The sequence below is a fragment of the Actinomadura sp. NPDC048394 genome, from assembly GCF_040651755.1.
Lineage (GTDB): Bacteria > Actinomycetota > Actinomycetes > Streptosporangiales > Streptosporangiaceae > Spirillospora > Spirillospora montaniterrae.
Genome location: NZ_JBEZJL010000099.1, coordinates 3,941 through 25,754, shown reverse-complemented (window position 1 = coordinate 25,754; position 21,814 = coordinate 3,941). Strand labels below are relative to the sequence as shown.

The following is a 21,814-nucleotide window of genomic DNA, read 5'->3' as shown; positions in this document are numbered from 1 at the left end:
GGGGACGGCGCGGGGCGCGCGTGATGGGAGCTCCCGTGCTGGACTACCTCATCGACGACCCCGCCCTGCGCGAGCGCGGGCCGGGCGAGGAGCTGGCGGTCGCGGTGGCCCGGGCGGCCGGCGGCGACGCCGCCGTCCGCGTCCGCAGGCCGCTGACCGCGCTCTTCCCGCTGGCCTCGACGCGGCCCCGGCCGACCGTCCGGGAGCAGACGAAGGGCGGCACCGTCACCGGCGGGCCGCTGCGGTACGTGCGCGAGCTGCCCGCCGACGGCGGCGGCGCGAGCGGGACCGCCTACCGGGCGACGCCCGAGGCGGCGTTCCGCGCCGCGGCGGCCAAGGCCGAGCTGACGGAGATCTCGGTGGCCGTCCCGGTGCCGGCCGAGCTGACCCGCGACCCCGCGCTGCTGGCGCGGTTCGTGGAGCACCGCGTGATCGTCCGGTTGTGCACGGTGGAGAACGAGGTGCTGCTGCACGGCAGCGGCGACGGCGCGATCACCGGCCTGCTGAACCTCGACGGCCTGCGCCGCCTGGACGCGCCGGCCGGGGAGCCGATGGACGCGCTGATGGCGGCGTGCGCCGAGGTGGAGGAGACCGGCGGGTCGTGCGACGGGCTGGTCATGCACCCGGCGCTGTACTGGCGGCTCGTCGGCGCGGGCGCGCTGCCCGCGCTGGACGCGGCGGGCCTGCGCATCACCCGGACCCGCATGATCGCGCGGGACCGGGTGCTGCTCGGCGACTTCCGCGCGGGCGTGACGCTGCTGGACGGCGAGGAGTCGGCGCTGGCGCTGCGCGTGCACGGCGACACCGCGACGATCACCGCGTCGATGCCGCTCGGCCTGGCGGTGCACCTCCCCCAGCACTTCGTCCTGCTGAGCCTGTGACCGGTGCGCCGGGGCGCGCCCGCACGGGCCCCCGGCGCCCGCCCCCGATCCGCGGGGTCCGCGATCGCCGGGCCCCGAGCCGGCCAGAAGGGAAGGTGGCCCCATGCGCACGACCCCGTGGTGATCTTCCAGGTCCCGTCCGATCCGGCCGAGGGGAGGTGAACGGGATGCGCACTCCTCCGTGGTGACGACCGCCCGCACCCTGAGTTCCGGCGAGCGCGGGGAGGTGAGACGCATGCGCACGAAGCCGTGGTGACAATTCGCCCGCCGAAAATGGCATGACGGTATCGCGACAATGGCCCGCCCGTTGGCCGGCCGAATGACCGTCGCGGTCTCCGGCAATTTCCGGTCCGACCGTTCAGGCCATTGATCAGTGTCGCGCCCCGCCTTCGGCGGAAACGGCGCGGCGGCGCCCGCGACCGCTTTCCGGGTCGCGGGCGCCGCGCGTGCCGGCGGCACCCGCGACGGCGGCGGCGAGCATTCCGGCGGCGAGCCCGGCCCACGCGGCGTCAAACCCGCGCGCGGACGGCTCGTGCAGCACGGCGGCCAGGCCGCCGATGCCGACCGCGGCGCCCGCCGACCGCGCCAGCATGATCAGCGCGCTGCCGCTGCCGTACCGGGCGGGCGGGACGGCCTCCATCGCGATCGTCTCGACCGCGACCGCGGTGGCCGCCATCCCGGCCGTGCCGGCGACGAGCGCGGGCAGCACGATCACCGCGTAGGCGCGGCCCCCGGCCACCGCCTCGGCGGCGAGCGGCCAGCACCAGCCCGCGGCGCCGAGGAGCCCGCCCGCCACGGCGACGGACCGCGCGCCCGCCCGCCGCACCAGCGGCCCGGCGCACCAGGACACCGCGGCGGAGGTCAGCGGGCCCGGGGTGAGCGCGAGCGCGGCGGTGAGCGCCGAGTAGCCCCACCGTTCGGTGAGGTACAGCGCGACGCACAGCGCGACCGCGAACTGGGTGACGCTCATCAGCGCCATGGCCGCGTTCCCCGCCGCCGTCGACGCGGCGCGCAGCAGCGCGAAGTCCGCGGCCGGACGCGGGTGGCGCGCCGACCGGCGCACGCCGAGCCAGGTCAGCGCGGTGCCGCCGGCGGCGGCGCCGAGGACCGCCGGGTCCGTCCAGCCCCATTCGGGGCCCTGGACGAGCCCGAGCACCAGCGCGGCGACGCCGCCCGCGAGCAGCGCGACCCCGGCGAGGTCGGGCAGGCCGCGTCCCGTCCGCGTCCCGGGCGGGATGCCGGCGGCGCCGCAGGCCAGCGCGAGCGCGCCGAGCGGCAGGTTGATCAGGAAGATCCAGCGCCAGCCGCCGAGCGCCATCAGCGCCGAGCCGAGCGCGGGCCCGCTCGCCCCGGCGATCCCGGACACCGCGCCGAGCAGCCCGAAGGCGTGCCCGGCGCGGCCGGGGAACTCGCTGAGCCCGACGGAGATCGCGAGCGCGACGACCGCGCCGCCGCCGGTGGCCTGCAGCAGCCGGGCGAGCACCAGCCCGAGCGGGCCGGGCGCGAGCGCGCAGGCGGCCGAGCCGGCGGTGAACACCGCGAGCCCGGTGAGGAAGATCCGCTTGGGCCCGAGCCGGTCCGCCATGCCGCCGGCGGGCAGCAGCACGGCGGCGAACACCACGGTGTAGCCCGTGATCGTCCAGGACAGTCCGGCGAGGGTGCTGCCCGGGAAGGCGCGCAGCAGCCGCGGGATCGCGACGCTGACGATGTTGTAGTCGATCACCGCCATCACGTTGGCGAGGATCACCGACGTCAGCGCCAGCGCCCGCCGCCGGGACGGGCTCAGCGCGTGCGCGCGCGAACGGATCACCGCGCCGCGGCGCAGGGAGCTCACGGTGCGGCGGCGGTGCTCGCGCGGCGGGCGAGTTCCTCCTCGATGGCGCGCTTGCGGACCTTCCCGGTCGGCGTCTTCGGCAGCTCGGCGACGACCTCCAGCCGGTCCGGCTCGTAGCCGGGCGTCATGCCCGCGTCCCGGACGAGGCGGTGCAGGTCCTCCAGGGCGGGGGGCTCGCCGTCCGGCACCACGACGGCGACGACGGTCTCGCCGAGCAGCGGCTCGGGCTCGCCGACGACCGCGATCTCGGCGATCCGCGGGTGGGCGCGCAGCACCTCCTCGACGGCGACGGCGGGCACGTGCAGCCCGCCCTTGTTGATCATGTCCTTGGTGCGGCCGATGATCTTGATGCCGCCGCGGCCGTCCGGCCGGGCCAGGTCGCCGGTGGCGAACCAGCCGTCGTGCACCGACGCGGCGAAGACGTCGTCGGCGCCCTCGTAGCCGAGGCACAGGTTCGCGCCGCGCACCTCCAGCCGCCCCGGCCCGTCGACCGGCGCGCCGTCCTCGCCGACGAGCCGGACCTCCATCCAGTCGACGGGGCGGCCGTCGCTGCGCGCCGCCCAGTCCGGCGGGTCGTCGTCGCGGCCGATGGTGACGCCGCCGTTCTCGGTCATCCCCCACAGCGGGCGGACGGGGAACCCGAACGTCTCGCGGAACCGCGCGGGCAGGCCCGGCGGGATCGGCGTGGAGCCGGTGACCATGTGCCGGAGCGCGAGCGGGCGCGGGTTCTCGCGCTGCTCGGCGACCAGCTCGTCCAGGATCAGCGGCGTGAAGTACGCGGTCGTGATCCCGTACCCGGCGGCGAGGTCGAGGAAGTCGCCCGGCTTGAACGCGTCCGCCCACACCGCCGTCGCGCCCGCGACGAGCGGCGCGAGCATCCCGTACAGCCAGCCGCCCTGCCCGCCGACGATGCAGGGGGTGGACAGCACGTCGTCAGGGCCGAGGCCGAGCGGGACGGTGAACGAGCGCGCCATCGCGTACAGCGTGTTGAAGGAGTGCCGGACTCCCTTGGGGCGGCCGGTCGTCCCCGAGGTGTACATGATCTGGAAGACGTCGTCGCCGCCGGGACGGTGCTCGGGCGGCGCGGCGTCCGAGGCCAGCAGCCCGTCCTCGAACCCGACCGCGCCCTCGGGGACCTTCCCGCCGACGACGATCTGGTGCCGCAGCGCGGGCAGCCGGTCGCGCATCCCCGCGATGGTCGCGGCGATGTCGAGGCCGCGCACCTCGTCCAGGGACACGACCGCGACCGCGCCCGACTCGCGCAGGATCCACTCGGTGTCGGCGGCGCCTGAGGCGATGTAGTACGGGACCACCGCCGCGCCCGCGCGGCCGCAGCCGAGCGCGAGGACGGTCGCCTGCCACTGGTTGACCAGCTGCATCGCGACCCGGTCGCCGGGGCGGACGCCGAGCGCGGCGAGGCCGGCGGCGCAGCGCTCCACCCGCTCGGCCAGCTCCGCCCAGGTCAGCACGGTGTCGGGGCCGTCCGCGGTCTCCCAGAAGTGGCTGACGACCGCCGGCCGGTCCGGCGCGGCGGCGGCCCGCGCGGCGAGGTCGTCCAGGAACGTCCCGTCCCGCCACCAGCCGCGCGCGCGGTACTCCCGTCCATCGTGGAGGTTTGTCACCTTTGACCCCTTCCATCCCAGGTATTTTGATCATGACCGCGGGACGCGGGCGGCGACAACGGTGACTGTTGACGAAGACGGGGCCGCCCGGCGGGCGGACCGGCGGAGGCGGGGAGGTGGCGCGGTGCGCGAGGAAAGCGGGGAGCGCCAGGGAAGCGGGGAGAGCGGGGTGCGCGGGGAGCTGCTCGCCCAGGCGCGGGTGTGCGCCGGGCAGGGTTCGCCGATGTACGCGGAGCTGCTGGCGCGGGCGGCGGACGACGCGGACGCCGGCGGGCCGGTCGCCGGGGTGCTCGGAGGTCGCGCGTCCAGCGCGCTGGCGCTGCGGATGCTCGGCACCGTGCACCGGATCGTGCTGGAGGGCCGGGCGCCGGAGCTCGCGGCGCACTACCCGACCGCCGGCGGGACCGCCGACCCGCTCGCGGCGTGGCCCGCGTTCCGCGACGTGCTGGCCCGGCACGCGGCCGAGGTCCGCGCGGGCCTCGCCGACCCGCCGCAGACCAACGAGGTCGGCCGGGCCGCGCCGCTGATCGGCGGGCTGCTGGCGGTGGCCGCCGCGACCGGGCTGCCGGTCCGGCTGCTGGAGATCGGCGCGAGCGCCGGGCTGAACCTGCGCGCCGACCATTACCGGCTGCTGTTCGACGGCGGCGGGTACGGGCCGGACTCCCCGGTCGTGCTGCCGGACGCGTGGCGCGGCACGCCCCCGGAGGCCGTCCCGCTGCGGATCGCCGCGCGGCTCGGCTGCGACCTCGCCCCGCTCGACGCGGCGGCGCCGGAGGCGCGGCTGCGGCTGCTGTCCTACGTGTGGCCCGACCAGACCGCCCGCGTCGAGCGGCTGCGCGCCGCGCTGGAGGTGGCGGCGCGCGTCCCGGCGACGGTGGTCCGGGCCGGCGCCGGGGACTTCCTGGACGGCCTCGCCCCCGAGCGCGGCGCCGTCACCGTCGTCTGGCACTCCGTCATGATCCAGTACCTGCCGGACGAGGAGGCCGCGCGCGTCCACCGGCACATCGAGGCGGCCGGGGCGGCGGCGACCCGCGACGCGCCGGTGGCGCACCTGGCGTTCGAGCCGCCCGAGGGAACGCACATCCAGGGCACCCCGCTGCTGACGCTGCGGCTGTGGCCGGGCGGCGAGCGGCGGGTCCTCGGCGAGGGCCCGCCGCACGGCCTCCCCGTCACCTGGTACTGAGGCCACCCGGTACTGAGGCCGTCCGGCACCGGCCGAGGTCGGCCAGGACTAGCCGATCTCGCGCCAGTCGAGGAGCGGGACGACCAGGTCGCGGATCGCGGCGAGGAGGCCCAGCCGGTTCGCGCGCAGGCGCAGGTCCTTGTCCATCACCATGACGTCGTCGAAGTAGGCGTCGATCGGGCCGGGCAGCCCGGCCGCGGCCGACGCGAACTCCGGCAGCGGCGGCTGCTCCGGGAGCCCGTCGCGGAGCCGCGCGAACGCCTCGGCCAGGCGGCCTTCGGCGGGCTCGGCGAACAGGCCGGGGTCATGGCCGGCCTCCGTCCCCTCGGGGACGATCCGCAGCACCCGCTGCAGCGCGGTCGTGAGCCGCGCGAACTCGTCCGTGCGGAGCAGTTCCACCAGGTCGGACGCGGCGCGGGCGGCGCGGGCCGGGGCGCCCGCGAGCGGCCGGACGGCCCGGACGGCCGGGATCGGCAGCCCCTCGTCCAGCAGGCTCTGCTCCAGCCGCCGCGCGGCGAACCGCTCCGCCTCGGCGAGCGCGTCCGGCGGCACCTCGACGGGCTGGTGCCGGGCGGCGGCCGCGAGCCCGTCGCCGACCGTGAGCGGGGCCAGGCGCGGGACGGCCCGCAGGATCGCGGTCAGCCCGAGCGCGGCGCGGCGCAGCCCGAACGGGTCGGACCCGCCGGTCGGCGCGGCGCCCGCGGCGAACAGCCCGGCGAGCAGGTCGAGCCGGTCCGCGGCGGCGAGGACGGCGCCGGCGGCGCTCGCCGGGAGCGCGTCCCCGGCCGAGCGCGGCAGCTCCATCTCGTAGAGGGCCTGCGCGACGGCGGCGTCCTCCCCCGCGCGCCGGGCGTACTCGCGGGCCATCGTCCCGGCGAGGCCTGGCAGCTCGATGACCACGGACGAGGCCAGGTCGAACTTGGCGAGCGCGGCGGCGCGGGCGAGCGGCGCGTGCTCGTCCGCGCCGAGGCCGGCGCGGTCGGCGATGTCCGCGGCGATCGCGGCGATGCGGGCCGACCGGTCCGCCATCGAGCCGAGCCGTCCGGTGAACGTGAGCCGGTCCAGGCCCTGCTTGATCTCGTCCGGCGTCCGGCGGAGGTCCTGCCGGAAGAAGAACGCGGCGTCCTCGTAGCGGGCGCGGATGACGGCCTCGTTCCCCGCCCGGACCACGCCGTGGTCGCATTCGCCGTTGGCGACGGTGACGAAGTGCGGGAGCAGCCGTCCGGACGGCCCGCGCACCGGCAGGTACCGCTGGTGCTTGCGCATGACCGTGGTGAGGATCTCCTCGGGCAGGTCGAGGTAGGCCGCGTCGAAGGACCCGAGGATCGCGACGGGCTCCTCGACCAGGTCGACGATCTCCTCGACGAGGTCCTGCTCCGCGGCGAAGTCGACGGTCCCGCCGTGGCGCGCGGCGAGCGCCCGCGCGTCCTCGATGACCCGGGTGCGGCGCCGCGCCGGATCGGGCTCGATGCCGTGCTCCCGGAGGACGCCGACCAGCGACAGCGCGTCCGGCACCGGCACCCGGGACGGGTCGGCGGTGCGGTGGACGTCGGTCATCCTGCCCTGGTTCAGCTCGTCCAGCACGATCTGCCGGTGCCCCAGCAGGGCCAGCACCCGACGGACCGGGCGCGCGAACGACAGGCCGGGGACGTTCCAGCGCATGTTCTTGCCGGCGCGCAGCCCGGAGACGATCTCGGGGAGCAGCCCGGAGAGGACGTGCGCGGCGGGCTTCCCGGCGACCGTCCGGACGTGCGCCGCGTACTCCTTGCCGCCGACGGTGATCTTCCGGACGTCGGCGGCGTCGATGCCCTGCCCGCGCGCGAACCCGAGCAGCGCCCGCGTCGGCTCCCCGTCCGCGCCGTAGGCGGCGGCGAGCCTCGGCCCCCGCACGACCTCCTCGGTGTCCGGGGACCTCGGCTCCACGTCCCGGACGACGGCGATGAGGCGGCGGGGCGTCGAGAAGGCGTCGACCTCGGAGGCGTCGGTGAGCAGGCCCGCCTCCTCCAGCCCGTCGCGGAGCCGTTCCGCGACGGCCTCCGCCGCGGGCCGCACCTCGCCCGGCGGCAGTTCCTCCACGCCGATCTCCAGCGCGAACGCGGCCGGTGCGGCGATCTCGGGAAGGGCCGACTTCTCCGGGGCGATCTCGAAGACGGTGGCGTCGCCGAGCGGATGGCCGAGTTCGGCGCGGCGCTCGATCCACAGGGCGGCGACCTCGTGGGCGAGGCCCCGCATCCGCGCGAACGCGCGGGCCCGCTCGGCGGTGCCGATCGCGCCGCGCGCGTCCAGCACGTTGAACGCGTGCGAGCACTTCAGCACGCAGGAGTGGGCGGGGACGGGCAGCCGGGCGTCCAGCATCCGGCGCGCCTCCGCCGCGTACGTCTCGAACAGCTCCCGGTTCGCCGCGATGTCGGCGTCGTCGAGGTAGTAGCGGCTCATCTCGTACTCGGACTGCCCGAACGCCTCGCCGTAGGAGATGCCGGGCGCGTACTCGATGTCCTTGAAGTGCGAGACGCCCTGCAGCGCCATCAGGATGCGCTCCATCCCGTAGGTGATCTCGACCGAGACGGGGTCGAGCGCGATCCCCCCGGACTGCTGGAAGTACGTGAACTGGGTGATCTCCAGCCCGTCCAGCCAGACCTCCCAGCCGAGCCCCCACGCGCCGAGCGCGGGCGACGCCCAGTCGTCCTCGACGAACCGGACGTCGTGGGCGCGCAGGTCGATGCCCAGCGCGGCGAGGCTGCCGAGGTACAGCTCCTGCGCGTCGCCCGGCTCCGGCTTGAGGATCACCTGGAACTGGGTGTGGGTCTGGAGCCGGTTCGGGTTGTCGCCGTAGCGGGAGTCATCGGGCCGGACGCTCGGCTCGACGTAGGCGACGCGCCACGGCTCGGGCCCGAGCACGCGCAGGGCGGTGTTCGGGTTGAGCGTGCCCGCCCCGACCTCGGTGTTCATCGGCTGCCCGACGAGGCAGCCGTGCCCCGCCCAGTGGCCGGTGAGCCGGATCAGGGCGTCCTGCATGGTGAGCACGGTGATTCTCCCAACGGGGTCGAGCGGCTAAGCGTAGATGCGTTAGCGCCCGAGACCTCGCTGGATCGCCGTCCACACGGGGGACGATTCGGGGAGCGGCCCCGACGGCAGCAATGGCGGCTGCGCCATGAACTTGACCTCCGTGCCGTGATGCGGCTGAGCGGCGTGCACCAGGAACGGGTGGCACAGGTACACGTCACCGGCCCGCCCGGTCGCGAACGCGACGGAACGGTGTTCCGACGCCGGCACGGCCTTCCGCGCGAGGTCCATGAAGGCGACGCCCTCGTCGCCCGCCGGTTCCAGGATCGGCGGGACGTCCAGGTGGGAGCCGACGCGGATGCGGGTGGGGGCGTCGTCCTCGCCCACGTCGGAGAACAGGAACAGCATCAGCAGCGCCCGCCCCTTCGACGCCAGGTTCACCCGGTATCCCCAGATGTCGGACGGGTCGTCGCCGGGGATGCTCGCGTCGATGTGCCAGCCGTCGTCGCCCGGCTCCGCGTCGCTCGGGAACCGGATCGGGAACGTTCCGAGGCCGCCCGGCTCCTCCCACGCGCCCTTCCCCACCACCGCGTCGTAGGCGGCGTGCAGGCGCGGCGTGTTCGCCGCCGCGCGGAACGGCGGCTGCGCGTACCCGCCGAGCCGGACCACCGGCTTCGTCCAGGTCGAGCGGTCGCCGGGATCGCAGCCGGTGTCGCGCCAGAGGATCGCGCGGCACTCCGCGGCCAGGTCCCGGGGGAACGCCTCCGGCACCCGGACGAAGCCGTCCGCGACGAAGGCGTCCACGTCGATCTCGTGCATCGGCCCAGCATGCCGACGGCGCTCCGCCGGGCGCCAACGGTTTTCTCGGGCCGTCAGCCCCGCCGGACGACGCTGAGCTCGACGCCGCCGACGATCCGGCCGCGCAGCACCTCGGCGAGCCGGTCCGACACCCGCTGCACCGTGACCCGCTCGTCGTGCCCCGGCACCACCGCGAACCGCACGGCCAGCTCCGCGGACGTGCCCTCGGTGAGCCGGACCCCCGTGACGGCCTGGTCGGAGCCGAACGCCGCCTCGACGGCGGCGAGCACGTCGGGGTCCTCGTGCGGCGGCGGCACCGGCCGGCCCTCGGCGAGCAGGTGCAGCCGCAGCCCCTCCACCGCGAACGGGACGGGGCCAGCCACGTCCACGACCAGCGCGTCCGCGCCCTCGTCGAGGACGGCGCGGCAGGCGTCGCCGGCGCGGACCGCGACGGGGCGGGCGTCGGCGCGCCACGCCTTCATCGTGTCCATGCAGGTGAAGCCGAGCACGCCGCGGCGGCCGTCGTCGCCGATCAGCGTCGGCAGGGCCATGTCGCTGGACTTCTCCCGGCGGAGCTCGCCGGGCTCCACGTCCTCCTCTTCGGTGAGGACGGCGACGATCGGCACGAGCAGCCGCGCGTTCTGCAGCCGCCGCAGCACGGCGTGCTGGCCGACGCGCCCGGCCGCGTATCCGGCGAGGGCCTCGCACAGCCGGGGATCGGCGCCGCCGTCGTCCCCGGGGAACCGGGATTCGGGAATGGTCAGTCCGGACACGGCAGGAAGGCTATATCCTCCGGCGACCGCCGTGGGTACCGATTCGGATACTCCCTGTATCCGACATCGCGCCGGGCCTATTGGCCGAGGTCGGCGATCGCCGCGACGGTGCCGCCGCCGGACGGGCCCTGGTGCACGGCCGCGACCGACACGAACACCGCCGGATCGCCCGTGACGGACGCCGCGACGCCGCCGACGCACGCCTTGATCTGCCGGTGCCAGTGCACGTCGGAGTCGTCCAGCATGATGTTGCGGCGCCCCCGCACCGACCCGGACGGGTCCGCCTCGCACTTGATGAACACGTTGACGAGACGGTCGCCGAGGTCGGACGTGCGGGGCCGCTCCGGCAGGTCGAGGCCGGTGGAGCGGATCGCGTCCCAGACGCCGTCGGCGTCGAGTGCGTCCTTCATCACACCGTGCCCGGCCCGGTACCGGCCGCCGATCCCGCGCACGTTCCCGACGACGACGATCTGCGCCCGGTCCAGCTCCACGCCGGACGAGCACGACGCGACCGACGAGAACAGCGACAGGTCCTTGTGGATCTGCTCGGCCGACGGCGGCTCGATCTCCCCGAGCGCGACGGCGATGCCGAGCGCGGTCGTCGAGTTGGAGATGTCCATCGACTTCAGGGTGTCCTCGGTGACGACGTCGCGGCCGCGCGACTTGGCGTCGTTGATGGTGTCGAGGGTGAGCAGCGGCGTCTTGGTCTGCACGTAGTGGACGTCGGCCGGGTCGTCGATCCCGGCGATCTTCATCGCGTCGCGGACGCCGGCGGCGACCGTCTCCACCATCGCCGGGCGGCCGATGTCCTCGGGCAGGATCACCTCGCTCATCGCGACGCCGACCGACAGGCGCGGCTCGTCCGTGCGCGGCGCCTTCGCCGGGTCGACGGTCGCGAACACGGTCGCGTGCGGGCTCAGCACCCCGTCGGTGCCGCCCGACCACACCAGCGGGACGCGCGCCACCTCCTCCGCCGGGCGGGTGCCCTTCGCGACCAGCACCTCCCGGAACGCGCGGTCGGCCAGCAGCCGCGTGTAGTCGTTCACGCCGCCGTTGCCCTCGGTCTTGCCGACCACCGCGAGGACGCGGTCGGCCTCCAGCACGCCGTCGTCGATCAGCCGGGCCAGCCCGGACGCGTCGGTCACGCTCTCGATGGGGATCTTGCGGACTTCGATGGGATCGGGCACGTCGTCGCTCCTCGGCTGCTCTGCTGATCGTTCTCTACCCCGGGTCACGCCTCCACGACCGTCCCGGCGCGGCCGCGCGCCGCCGCGCCGAGCCGGGGCAGCGACGCGATCGCCGCGCGCCGCCCGCCCGCGGCGACGAACCGCCGCACCGCCTCCACCTTCGGGCCCATGCTGCCCGCCGCGAAGTGCCCGGCGGCGGCGAGCCGGGCCAGCTCGGCGGCCGTGGTGCGGCGCAGCGGCCGCGCCGCCGGGGTGCCGAACCCGGCCACCGCGTGCTCCACGTCCGTGGCGATCACCAGCGTGGACGCGCCGAGCCGGCACGCCAGCAGCTGCGCCGCCAGGTCCTTGTCGACGACCGCCTCGACGCCGCGCAGCGCGCCGCCCGCCCGGACGACCGGCGCTCCCCCGCCGCCCGCCGCGACCACCACGTGCCCGGCGTCCAGCAGCAGCATCGCCGCGCCCGCGTCGAGGATGTCGAGCGGCTCCGGGGACGCGACGACGCGCCGCCACCCCCGGTCGCCGAACGGCCGCCACACCTGGCCGAGCGCGGCGAACCGGCGCGCCTCCTCCGCCGGGAAGTACCGGCCGACCGGCTTCGCCGGGTCCGCGAACCCGGGGTCGGCGGCGTCCACCAGCGTCCGCGTCACCACCGTGGACACCGGGCGCGGCGCGCCGAGCGCGGCGAGCGCCCGCTCCAGCGCGTTCATGATCATCACGCCGACGGTGGCCTGGGGCTGCGCGCCGCACCAGTCCAGCGGCACCGGCGGCACCACCGCCGCCGCCAGCTGGTTCTTGATCAGCAGGTTGCCGACCTGCGGGCCGTTGCCGTGCGTCAGCGCGACCCGCGCCCCCGCCGCCACCAGCTCCGCGACGTGCCGCATCGCGACCTCGATCGCCGCCGCCTGCGCGGCCGGCGTCGCGCTGCCGTCCGGCGCCGTCATGGCGTTGCCGCCCAGCGCGATCAGAATCCGCTCGCCGTCGAGCGAGTCCCCGTTCCGGCCCACGGCCCGAACGCTAGCCGCGCGGCGGGCGGCGCTCATGGGCGAAACCAGCCCAAGGAACGCCGCCCGTTCGGCAATCTCCGCCCGGGGACGGATCAGGCGAGGCGGCGGAGGCGTTCCACGGCCTCGTCGATGACCTCGTCCTTCTTGCAGAACGCGAACCGGACGAAGTGGGCGCCCGCCTCCGCGTGGTCGTAGAACACCTGCGTCGGGATCGCGACGACGCCCGCCTTCGAGGGCAGCGCGCGCGCCAGCTCCAGCCCGTCGGAGAAGCCCAGCGGCCGGATGTCGGCCTGCACGAAGTAGGTGCCCTGCGGCCGGTACGCGGTGAAGCCGGCCGCCTCCAGCCCGGCGACGAGCCGGTCCCGCTTGGCCTGCAAGGACGCGCGCAGCTCCGCGACCCACGCCGTCTCGTTCCCCAGCGCGTACGCGGCGGCCCGCTGGTAGGGGGCGCTGACGGCGTAGGTGAGGAACTGCTTGACGGTCTGGACGGCCCGGACGTACCGGGCCGGCGCGGTGACCCAGCCGGTCTTCCAGCCGGTGGCGGAGAACGTCTTGCCCGCCGACGACACCGACACCGTCCGCTCCCGCATCCCGTCGAGCGTGGCGAGCGGGATGTGCTCGGTGCCGTCGAACGTCAGGTACTCGTACACCTCGTCGGTGATCGCGACCAGGTCGTGCTCGCGGCACACGCCCGCGATGGCCTCCAGCTCACCGCGGGTGAACACCGTCCCGGCCGGGTTGTGCGGCGAGTTCACCAGGATCGCCTTGGTGCGCGGGCCGACCGCGGCGCGCAGCTCGTCGGGGTCGAACGTGAAGCGGCCTTCCACGGGACGCAGCATGACGGGCCTGCGCACCGCCCCGGCCAGCGCGATCACGGCGGCGTACGAGTCGTAGTACGGCTCGAACACGATGACCTCGTCGCCCGCCCCGGCGAGCGCTAGCACGGACGCGGCGATGCCCTCCGTCGCGCCGACGGTCACGTACACCTCGGACATCGGGTCGTAGGCCAGCCCGTACCGCTCCAGCCGCTGCTCCGCCACGGCCTCGCGCAGCTCCGGCACCCCGGGCCCCGGCGGGTACTGGTTGCCGCCCGACCGGATCGCCTCGACCGCGACGTCCAGCATCGCCTTCGGGCCGTCCTCGTCCGGGAAGCCCTGCCCGAGGTTGATCGACCCGGTGGCCGTGGCCAGCGCGGACATCTCCGCGAAGATCGTCTCACCGAACTCCCGCATCCGCGGCACCAGAGGCTCAGTCACGGCACCAGCCTACGGGGGCGCGTCAGATCCAGCCCATCTCCTGGGCGGCGCGGACGGCGGCGAAGCGGGACGGCTCGCCGAGCTTGCTCATCGCCGTGGAGAGGTAGTTGCGGACGGTGCCCTCCGACAGGTGCAGCAGCGTCGCGATGCGGGCGGTCTCGGTGCCGGCGCCGGTGAGCCGGAGGATCTCGCGCTCGCGCTCGGTCAGCGGGTTGTCGCCGGCGGCCATCGCGGTCGCGGCGAGCTCGGCGTCCAGGTAGCGGCCGCCGCCGTGGACCTTGCGGATCGCGGCGGCCAGCTCGTGCGTCGGCGCGTCCTTGGCGACGAACCCGCGCACCCCGGCGGCCATCGCGCGGCGCAGGTACCCGGGGCGGCCGAAGCTGGTGAGGATGCACACCGCGCAGCGGGCGCCCGCGGCGGCGAGGTCCTCGGCGACGGTGAGGCCGTCCGCGCCGGGCATGTCGATGTCGAGGACGGCGACGTCGGGATCGTGCTCGGCGACGGCGGCGGCGACCTCGTCGCCCCGGCCGGCCTCGGCGACGACCTCCAGGTCGGGCTCCAGCCCGAGGAGCGCGGCGACGGCGCCGCGGATGAGGTGCTCGTCGTCGGCGAGCAGGATCCGGATCACCGGCCGCTCCCCTCGCCCGCATGCGCCCGCGCGGCCTCCGCGGGGCCGGCGGCCCCGGTGGTCGCGGTGGTCGCGGTGGTCGCGGTGGTCGCGGTGGTCTCCGGCGCGGACGGTCCGGCGGGCGTCCCGTCCGGCTCGGCGCGGGGCAGCGGGACGGCGGCGCGCAGCAGGAAGCCGTCGCGGCCGTGAGGGCCCGCGGTGATCTCGCCGCCGACCACCGCGACCCGCTCGGCGAGGCCGGTCAGCCCCGCCCCGCCGGTCTCCGCCCCGCCGGTCTCCGCCCCGCCAGTCCCCGTACCACCGGTCCCCGAACCGCCGGTCTCCTCCCTGCGGTCGGCGGCGCGGACGCCGTCGTTGCGCATCTCCAGCACCACGGAGCCGCCGTACGCGGTGAGGGCGACGGCGCAGTGCCGGGCCTCGCTGTGCTTGATCACGTTCGTGGCGCCCTCCCGGATCACCCAGGCGAGCACCGAGCGGACCTCGGGCGGCAGGCCGTCCGGCACGCTCCCGGCGTCGCAGCGCACCCCGGCGGCCTCCAGCACGGCCCGCACCCCGGCCAGCTCGGCGTCCAGCTCGACGGCGCGGTAGCCGTGCACGGCGGCGCGCACCTCGCGGAGCGCGTCACGGGCGGCGCGCTGCACGTCGGCCATCTCCGCGCCGGCGCGGGCGGGGTCGGCGTCCGCGAGCCGCATGGCCAGCTCGCTCTTCACCGCGATCAGGGACAGGCTGTGGCCGAGCAGGTCGTGCAGGTCGCGGGAGAAGCGCAGCCGCTCCTCGGTGACGGCGAGCCGGGCGAGCGCGTCCCGCGCGGCGTGCGTCTCCTGGTGCAGGTCCCACATGCGGCGCTGGTACCGGTTGACGAACGCGATGAGGCCGCACATGCCGCTGTAGAGCGCGATCATGACGGGCACGAGGACGAGCCAGGGCATGTCGCCGTCGGGGTAGAGGTGCTTGGACGCGGCGCTCGCGATGATCCCGGCGACGGTTCCGGTGCCGAGGCACAGCACCACGATCCGGCGGCGGCTCATCGGCGACAGCACCACCGCCGACACCCAGAAGACGGGGACGACGCTGAACAGCGGGTGGGCGAACAGCATGAGGCTGAGCGCGGCGGTCACCGCACCGCTCGCCACCATGTCCCGGCGGGACGCGCCGCCCTCCAGGCCCACCCGGACGAGCCGCATGTAGCACCAGGTCATGAGGGCGAGGCCCACGACGGCGAGGGCGGCGACGGGAAGGCTGACGTGGCCGTCGTCGTACGCGGCGGCCGTCCCGGCGAGGCCGGGGAGGATGAACCCGAGGGCCGCGCACAGGAACGAGCGGTGCGTCACGCGGCGGTAGCGTTCGAACCTGCGGGTGTCCTGCGCCTCCAGGTCCGCCGTGGTCGCGACCGTCATGTTCCGTCCTCCTTCTCCTCGACTGTAGCGGCGGGGCGTCCGGTCAGGCGCGCCTCGGTTCCCAGCGGAACCAGCGTCCCGCCATGGCGCGGCCGAGGGCGAGCCAGACCGCGAGGACGGCGAACGAGGGCAGGCAGGCCGCCCAGCCGCCGGCGAACCCGATGGGCGCGTGGACGGCGTGGTCGTGGAAGTCGCGGCCGAAGTAGGCCGTCCGGGTGATCTCGACGACGGGGCTGAGCGGCAGCCACCGGCAGGCCTCCTCCAGGGCGGCGGGCAGCCCGTCCAGAGGGAACATCACCCCGGCGCCCGCCATGCAGGCGAACATGATCGGCAGGACGGTGAGCTGCGCCAGCTCGGCGTTCGGGGTGAGGCCGGAGACGGCGAAGGCGAGCAGCGCGAACACGGCGGCGCCGCCCGCGAGCCCCGCCGCCAGCAGGAGCGGGTCGGCGGGGAACCGGCCGCCGAGCGCGGCGCCGAGCAGCACCAGCAGGGCCAGCACCTGCACGGCGTACATCGCCGCGGCGGCGAGGACACCGCCGCCGATGATGTCGGCGTCGGCGAGCGCGGTGCCACGCAGCCGCTTGAGCGTGAGGTCCTCGCGGCGGGCGGTGAAGACGTTCACCAGGTTCATGAACACCGCGAAGAGGAGGAAGAAGCCGAGGTGGCCGGTGCCCTGGAGGAGCGCGGCGTCCATGCCGCCGGCCTTCTGCCCGTGCGCGGGGAAGAGCAGCGCGGCGAACAGCACCGGGAGCCCGGCGGCGGTGAACAGGGCGGTCCGGTTGCGCCACAGCAGCATGAGGTCGAGGCGCGCGACGCGGAGGGCGGCGCCGCCGGTGATGGGGCGGGCCGTCGTCATCGGGACGCTCCTTCCAGCGCGCCGGCCGCCTCGGAACCGGCGTCCCCGGTCTCCCGCGCGTCGTCGCTCCCCATGCCGGACGACGTGCGGAGGAAGACGTCTTCCAGGGAGGCGCTGCGGGCCTGGAGCCCGCGCAGTTCGACGCGGTGCTCGTCGGCCCAGCGCAGCAGCTCGTACAGGCCGCTCTGGAGTCCGGCCTCGGTGACGGTGTAGGACGCGACGGTGCGGCCACCGTCCACGGAGATGTCCGCGCGCGCGCCGCCGAGCGCGGGCAGTTCGGCGACCCGCAGCCGCTCGGGCATCTGGAAGCCGATCCGGTCGCCGTGCCCGGCGACGACCTCGGCGACCGTCCCGGCGGTCTCGATCCGGCCCCGGTGCATGATCGCGAGGCGGTCGGCGAGGTGCTCGGCCTCCTCCAGGTAGTGGGTGGTCAGCAGCACGGTGGTGCCGGCGGCGACGAGGTCGCGGACGATCCCCCAGGTGGCGCGCCGGGCCTCGGGGTCCATGCCGGTGGTCGGCTCGTCCAGGAACAGCACGCTCGGGCGGCCGAGCAGGGCGAGCGCGAGGTCCAGGCGCCGCTTCTGCCCGCCGGACAGCTGCCGGACCCGCACGCCCGCCCGCTCGGCGAGCCCGGCGAGGCCGAGCGCCTCGTCGCGGGGCCGCGGCTCCGGCGTGAAGCCGCGGAAGCGGTCGACGGTCTCGGCCACGGTGAGGTCGGGGAAGAACCCACCGTCCTGGAGCATGACGCCGATCCTGGGACGCACGGCCCGGCGCTCCCGGTAGGGGTCGCGGCCGAGGACCCGGACGGTGCCGTGCCCCGCGGGCCGGTGCCCTTCGAGGGTCTCCAGCGTCGTCGTCTTGCCGGCGCCGTTGGTGCCGAGGAGCGCGAACAGCTCGCCGTGCGCGACCTCGAACGAGATCCCGGCGACGGCCTCGAAGTCCCCGTACCGCTGGCGGAGGCCGTCGACGCTGATGGGTGGGGTGTCGTCCATGCCCCCAGCGTCGCGGGGCGCGCCGGGCGGCGGTAGAAGGACGTGTCACCGGTTCGGGCGGCGCCTGTCAGCCGTTCCGCATGACACCTGTCATGCCCACTCGCGGCCGCGCCGGGCACCGCGCGGGGCAGCGCGGGCAGCGCGGGGCAGGGCGGGGCGGCGCGGGGCGGCGCGCGGTCCCGGGTGCCGTCAGCCCGCGATCGCGATCACGTGGCCGATGGACGCGAGGTCGCCGGTGAGGTCGAGCAGGGCCTTCGCGACGTCGTCGCGGGTGATGCTGTACCCGCCGGTCACGCTGCGGTCGACGGCCTTGCGGTAGCGGCCGCGGCCCTCCTTGTTCGTGAGCCGCGGCGGGCGGACGATCGTCCAGTCGAGCCCGGAGTCGCGGACCTGGGCCTCGGCGACCCGCATGTCGGCGATCCCGTGCCGCAGGATCCGTCCGAGGATCAGCGGCTTGGCGACGTACCGGGTGAGCGGGTCGTCGCCCGGCTCGGACGAGATCGCGCCCATGCTGACCATGAGGAACCGCCCGGCGCCGGTCGCGCGCATGGCGGCGATGATGCTGCGCGAGCTGTCGCCGCAGACGGTGGTGGGGCCGAGGCCGCGCGGGCCCATCGCGCTGACGACGGCGTCGGCGCCCTTCACCGCCCCCTCGATCGCGGCGGGGTCCATGACGTCGGCGCGCACGACGCCGGCGCGGTCGCGCAGGCCGGCGGGCAGCCGGCCGGGCTCGCGGACGACGGCGGTGACGTCGTGGCCCTCGTCCAGCGCCAGGCGGACCAGCCGGGTGCCGATGCCGCCGGTCGCGCCGAAGACGGTGAGCCTCATTTTGCTTCCTCCCCGAAGGTGAGTGAACATTTACTAACCTCTATCCTGAGTAAGCATTCACTCACTGTCAAGGGGGCGGCCGATGAGCGCGCGCGAACGGATCCTGGACGCGGCGGCGGACGTCATGCGGGAGCGCGGCGTCGCCGGCGCCACCACCAAGGAGATCGCGAGGGCCGCCGGGTACTCCGAGGCGCTGCTGTACAAGCACTTCCGCGACAAGGAGCAGCTGATGCTCGCCGTCCTCAAGGAGCGGATGCCCGCGTTCACCGCGAAGGCCGTCGCGGGCGAGGCGACCGTGGAGGCCAACCTCGTCGGCGTCGCGCACGGCGGGCTCGCCTTCTACCGGCGGGCGTTCCCGATGATGGCGTCGATGGCCGCGCAGCCGCAGCTGATGGCCGCGAGCCGCGAGGCGCTGCGCAAGTACGGCGCGGGCCCGCAGGAACCGGTGCGCGCACTCGCCCGCTACCTGGACGCCGAGCGCGACCTGGGCCGGGTCGCGGTGGGCGCCGACACCGCCGCGGCCGCCGCGCTGCTGATGGGCGGCTGCTTCCAGCAGGGCTTCCTGCACTACTTCGCCGCGCCGCCGGACGCGCCCGACCTGCCGGAGTCCGCCGCCGCCGACCTCGTCCGGCCGCTGCTCCCGGCCCTGCTCCCCTAACTCCCCCGGCTCCCCTAGCGGCCGGTCTCGTCGCGGTCGCGGGCGCGGACGAAGTCGACGTCCTCCGGAGCGCGGCCCGGCCACGTCAGCCGGGTGACCGCGGGCGGGGTCTCGGCGACGATCCGGCCGCGGGCGATCACGTGGGACGGCCGGGTCTGCCGCCGGACCGCGTCGTACGGCGACGACGCGGGCAGCACGACCAGGTTCGCCGGGCGGCCCGGCGCGATCCCGTAGCCGTCGCCGAGGCCGAGCACCCGCGCGGCCCGGTCCGTCACCATCGCGAACGCCTCGTCGATCTCGGCGGCGCCGGTGAGCTGCGCGGCGGCCACGCCGACCAGCGCGACCTGCAGCGACGACGCCGTCCCGAGCGGGAACCACGGGTCCATCACGTCGTCGTGCCCGAACGCGACGTTCACCCCGGCGGCGAGCATCTCCTTGACCTGGGTGAGGCCGCGGCGCTTCGGGTAGGCGTCGAACCGGCCCTGCAGGCACAGGTTGGCGAGCGGGTTGCAGACGAGGTTGATGCCCGATCGGGCCAGGATCCGCTGCAGCTTGTACGAGTAGGCGCCGTTGTAAGAGCCCATCGCGGTGGTGTGGGACGCGGTGGCGCGGTCGCGGAGCCCGCCGCGCCGGGCGAGGGTGGCGAGCACCTCCACGAACCGGGACTGCTCGTCGTCGATCTCGTCGCAGTGCGCGTCCAGCAGCAGCCCGTACCGCTGCGCGATGTCGAAGGCGATCTCCAGGGAGCGGACGCCGTCCTCGCGGGTGTCCTCGAAGTGCGGGATCGCGCCGACCGCGTCGACGCCGCGGCGGGCCGCCTCCTCCAGCAGCTCGGCGCCGTCGTCGAACGAGCAGACGCCTTCCTGCGGGAACGCGACGAGCTGGAGGCCGATGACGTCGCTGACGCGCTCGCGGACCTCGATCATGGCGTCGAGGGCGACGAGCCCGGGGTCGGTGACGTCCACGTGGCTGCGGACGTGGAGCACGCCGTTCGCCGCGTACCAGCGCAGCACCTCGGTCGCGCGGGACACGACGTCCTCGCGGGTGAGGGTCGCCTTGCGCTCGCTCCACACCGCGATCCCCTCCCACAGGGACCCGGACGCGTTCCAGCGCGGCTCCCCGGCGGTGAGGGTGGTGTCGAGGTGGACGTGGGGTTCCACGAACGGCGGGCTCACCAGGCCGCCCGCCGCGTCGGCCAGCACGTCGGCGGCACGCTCACCGGCCGTGCGTTCTCCGGCCGCTTGCTCACCGGCGGAGCGCTCACCGGCGGGGGTGATGCGTCCGAAGCGGTCGCCGTCGATCTCGATGTCGTGGAGGCCGTCCCGTCCGGCCAGGCGGGCGTTGGTCACGAGCTTCATGCGGGGCTCCCTACCCACGGCCGGCCGCTGCGCCGGGACGACAGGACGAAGTACAGGATCCCGGCGACGACGGCCCCGGCCAACCAGGACAGGTCGATGCCGCCCAGCGCGCGCGCCGCCGGCCCTTGCAGCGCCTTCGGGACGCCGTACTGGAACGCCCACGTCGCGGCGGCGCCGAGGACGAACGAGACCAGCGCGTCCCAGCGGAAGTCGCCCAGGCGGGACCGTCCGGGCGGGTCGTAGAGCGCGTCGATGTCGACGTTCTGGCGGCGGACGACGTAGAAGTGCACGGCCATCACCGCCGCCCACGGCACCACCCACGTGACGAGGCCGCCCAGCCACGCGTCCAGCGTGTTCGCGAAGTCCTCCTGGAAGATCAGCAGGATCGTGAACGCGGCGGCGAACACGCCGACGCCGTACGAGATCGCCTTGCGGGACACGTGCCAGTCGGCGGTCTGCGCGCACAGCGAGCAGCTGTAGACGTTCAGGATGTTCGTGGCGATCGGCCCGTGCACGACCAGCAGCAGCACCGGGACCGCGAGCGCGCCGAACGCGTCCACGATCAGCTTGCCGGGGTCGGTGGTCGCGCTCACCGTCGCCAGCGACGCGCCGAGCACGCCGAGCCACACCACCGGCACGAACTGGCCGAGGACGCTCGCCGCGTACAGCCGGCGGCGCGGCACGTCGCGCGGCACGAACCGCGAGTAGTCGGAGGCGTAGGCGAACCAGGTGATGCCCCAGCCGACGCCGATCGCCGTCATCACGGTCGTCATGGCGGAGAGGCGGTCCTTGCCGGTGAGGCCTTGCCCGTGGTGGTCCCAGTGCACGCCGGTCTTCGTCCACGCGACGACGGTCATCGCGGCGAGCACGGCCAGCGTGACGGGAACGGTCCACTTCTCGAACGCGGCGATCGCGTGGAAGCCGGACGCGGCGATCCACACCTGCAGGCCCATGATCACCAAGACCACGACGATCTTCATCGCGGTGCCGCCGTGCACGCCGACCTGGCCGAGCAGCGCCATCACCAGGTCCAGCACGATCCAGGTGTTGACCGCGCACCAGCCCGCCGACATCACGCCCTGCAGCGCCGCCGGCAGGTACGCGCCGCGCCGACCGAACGCCGACCGGGCCAGCACCATCTGGGTGACGCCCGTCCGCTGCCCCATCAGCACGAACAGCCCGAACACCGCCATCCCGACGAGGTTCCCGGCGACCAGGACCCCGATCGTGTCGGCGAGGCTCAGCCCGAGCTTGATGCCGAGCGCGCCGAGCACCCAGTTGATCGGCGCGATGTTCGCGCCGGACCAGATCCAGAACTGGTGCCCCGCGGTCGACTCGCGGGCATGCGGCGGGACGGGATCGAGCGAATGCGCGGCCGCGGAGGCACCGGAACCAGGCGACGCGGAACCGGGCGACGCGGACGGGCCGGAGCCTCGGGACGCGGACGGGCCGGAGCCTCGGGACTCGGAGGGACCGGGCCCCGGGGACGCTGAGCTTGACACAGGCCATGACCTTACTGGTCAGCCCGAAATGCTCCGTCCGGCGGCTCCGTCCGG

The 21,814-nt window shown here is 75.4% G+C and carries 18 protein-coding genes; 3 read left to right on the top strand and 15 right to left on the bottom strand.

All coding sequences use genetic code 11. The annotated features are described in order from the left end of the window. Nucleotides 1-23 precede the first annotated feature (23 nt). Nucleotides 24-881, top strand: a complete 858-nt coding sequence (locus AB0C78_RS44750; RefSeq protein WP_360760754.1) for a family 3 encapsulin nanocompartment shell protein — start codon at nt 24-26, stop codon at nt 879-881. Between the two features lie 370 nt (nt 882-1,251). Here the strand turns inward: AB0C78_RS44750 and AB0C78_RS44745 are convergent, their stop codons facing one another. After that, nucleotides 1,252-2,715, bottom strand: coding sequence for an MFS transporter (locus AB0C78_RS44745; protein WP_360760752.1), 1,464 nt, complete (start codon nt 2,713-2,715; stop codon nt 1,252-1,254). Next, nucleotides 2,712-4,337, bottom strand: a complete 1,626-nt coding sequence (locus tag AB0C78_RS44740) for an AMP-binding protein (protein WP_360760750.1) — start codon at nt 4,335-4,337, stop codon at nt 2,712-2,714. The genes AB0C78_RS44745 and AB0C78_RS44740 overlap by 4 nt, the downstream gene beginning before the upstream one ends. Nucleotides 4,338-4,461: 124 nt before the next feature. On the opposite strand from AB0C78_RS44740, the gene AB0C78_RS44735 reads away from it, so the two are divergent. Further along, nucleotides 4,462-5,520 carry a DUF2332 domain-containing protein gene (locus AB0C78_RS44735; protein ID WP_360760749.1) on the top strand — a complete coding sequence of 353 codons (1,059 nt, stop codon included), beginning with the start codon at nt 4,462-4,464 and terminating at the stop codon, nt 5,518-5,520. Between the two features lie 48 nt (nt 5,521-5,568). On the opposite strand, the gene AB0C78_RS44730 is transcribed toward AB0C78_RS44735, so the two are convergent. The 11 genes from AB0C78_RS44730 to AB0C78_RS44680 all read right to left on the bottom strand — a co-directional run bounded on the left by AB0C78_RS44730 (nt 5,569) and on the right by AB0C78_RS44680 (nt 18,242). Beyond that, nucleotides 5,569-8,535 (bottom strand): glycine--tRNA ligase, encoded by a 2,967-nt coding sequence (locus AB0C78_RS44730; RefSeq protein ID WP_360760747.1) that lies wholly within the window; start codon nt 8,533-8,535, stop codon nt 5,569-5,571. 51 nt (nt 8,536-8,586) lie between these two features. Then, the gene (locus AB0C78_RS44725) at nt 8,587-9,342 is read right to left on the bottom strand and encodes a phytanoyl-CoA dioxygenase (protein WP_360760745.1); all 756 of its coding nucleotides are present in this window, start codon (nt 9,340-9,342) and stop codon (nt 8,587-8,589) included. Nucleotides 9,343-9,395: 53 nt separating this feature from the next. Then, complete coding sequence (locus AB0C78_RS44720) at nt 9,396-10,094, bottom strand: SseB family protein (protein WP_360760743.1); 699 nt, start codon at nt 10,092-10,094, stop codon at nt 9,396-9,398. A gap of 77 nt (nt 10,095-10,171) precedes the next feature. After that, nucleotides 10,172-11,281, bottom strand: coding sequence for a ring-opening amidohydrolase (locus AB0C78_RS44715; RefSeq protein WP_360760741.1), 1,110 nt, complete (start codon nt 11,279-11,281; stop codon nt 10,172-10,174). 44 nt (nt 11,282-11,325) lie between these two features. Beyond that, entirely contained in the window at nt 11,326-12,285 is a 960-nt protein-coding gene (locus tag AB0C78_RS44710; protein ID WP_360760739.1) for a carbamate kinase, read from the bottom strand. A gap of 92 nt (nt 12,286-12,377) precedes the next feature. Continuing rightward, a complete protein-coding gene (locus AB0C78_RS44705) occupies nt 12,378-13,541 on the bottom strand; it encodes a pyridoxal phosphate-dependent aminotransferase (RefSeq protein WP_360760737.1) in 1,164 nt (387 codons plus the stop codon). Between the two features lie 22 nt (nt 13,542-13,563). Next, the gene (locus tag AB0C78_RS44700; protein WP_360760735.1) at nt 13,564-14,169 is read right to left on the bottom strand and encodes a response regulator transcription factor; all 606 of its coding nucleotides are present in this window, start codon (nt 14,167-14,169) and stop codon (nt 13,564-13,566) included. Further along, on the bottom strand, nt 14,166-15,566 hold the full coding sequence (locus AB0C78_RS44695; RefSeq protein WP_360760733.1) for a histidine kinase: 1,401 nt from the start codon (nt 15,564-15,566) through the stop codon (nt 14,166-14,168). Before AB0C78_RS44695 ends, AB0C78_RS44700 begins: the two co-directional genes overlap by 4 nt. Before the next feature lie 43 nt (nt 15,567-15,609). After that, on the bottom strand, nt 15,610-16,422 hold the full coding sequence (locus AB0C78_RS44690) for an ABC transporter permease (RefSeq protein WP_360760731.1): 813 nt from the start codon (nt 16,420-16,422) through the stop codon (nt 15,610-15,612). After that, nucleotides 16,419-17,414, bottom strand: a complete 996-nt coding sequence (locus AB0C78_RS44685; protein ID WP_360760729.1) for an ABC transporter ATP-binding protein — start codon at nt 17,412-17,414, stop codon at nt 16,419-16,421. The genes AB0C78_RS44690 and AB0C78_RS44685 overlap by 4 nt, the downstream gene beginning before the upstream one ends. Before the next feature lie 189 nt (nt 17,415-17,603). Continuing rightward, nucleotides 17,604-18,242: an NAD(P)-binding oxidoreductase gene (locus AB0C78_RS44680; protein WP_360760727.1), complete on the bottom strand. Its 639-nt coding sequence runs from the start codon at nt 18,240-18,242 to the stop codon at nt 17,604-17,606. Between the two features lie 82 nt (nt 18,243-18,324). Here AB0C78_RS44680 and AB0C78_RS44675 point away from each other — a divergent pair, with 82 nt between their 5' ends. Then, nucleotides 18,325-18,900, top strand: coding sequence for a helix-turn-helix domain-containing protein (locus AB0C78_RS44675; RefSeq protein ID WP_360760725.1), 576 nt, complete (start codon nt 18,325-18,327; stop codon nt 18,898-18,900). Between the two features lie 14 nt (nt 18,901-18,914). Here the strand turns inward: AB0C78_RS44675 and codA are convergent, their stop codons facing one another. Next, complete coding sequence (gene codA, locus AB0C78_RS44670) at nt 18,915-20,258, bottom strand: cytosine deaminase (protein ID WP_360760723.1); 1,344 nt, start codon at nt 20,256-20,258, stop codon at nt 18,915-18,917. Beyond that, nucleotides 20,255-21,760 carry a cytosine permease gene (locus tag AB0C78_RS44665; RefSeq protein WP_360760721.1) on the bottom strand — a complete coding sequence of 502 codons (1,506 nt, stop codon included), beginning with the start codon at nt 21,758-21,760 and terminating at the stop codon, nt 20,255-20,257. The genes codA and AB0C78_RS44665 overlap by 4 nt, the downstream gene beginning before the upstream one ends. Between the last annotated feature and the right edge of the window lie 54 nt (nt 21,761-21,814).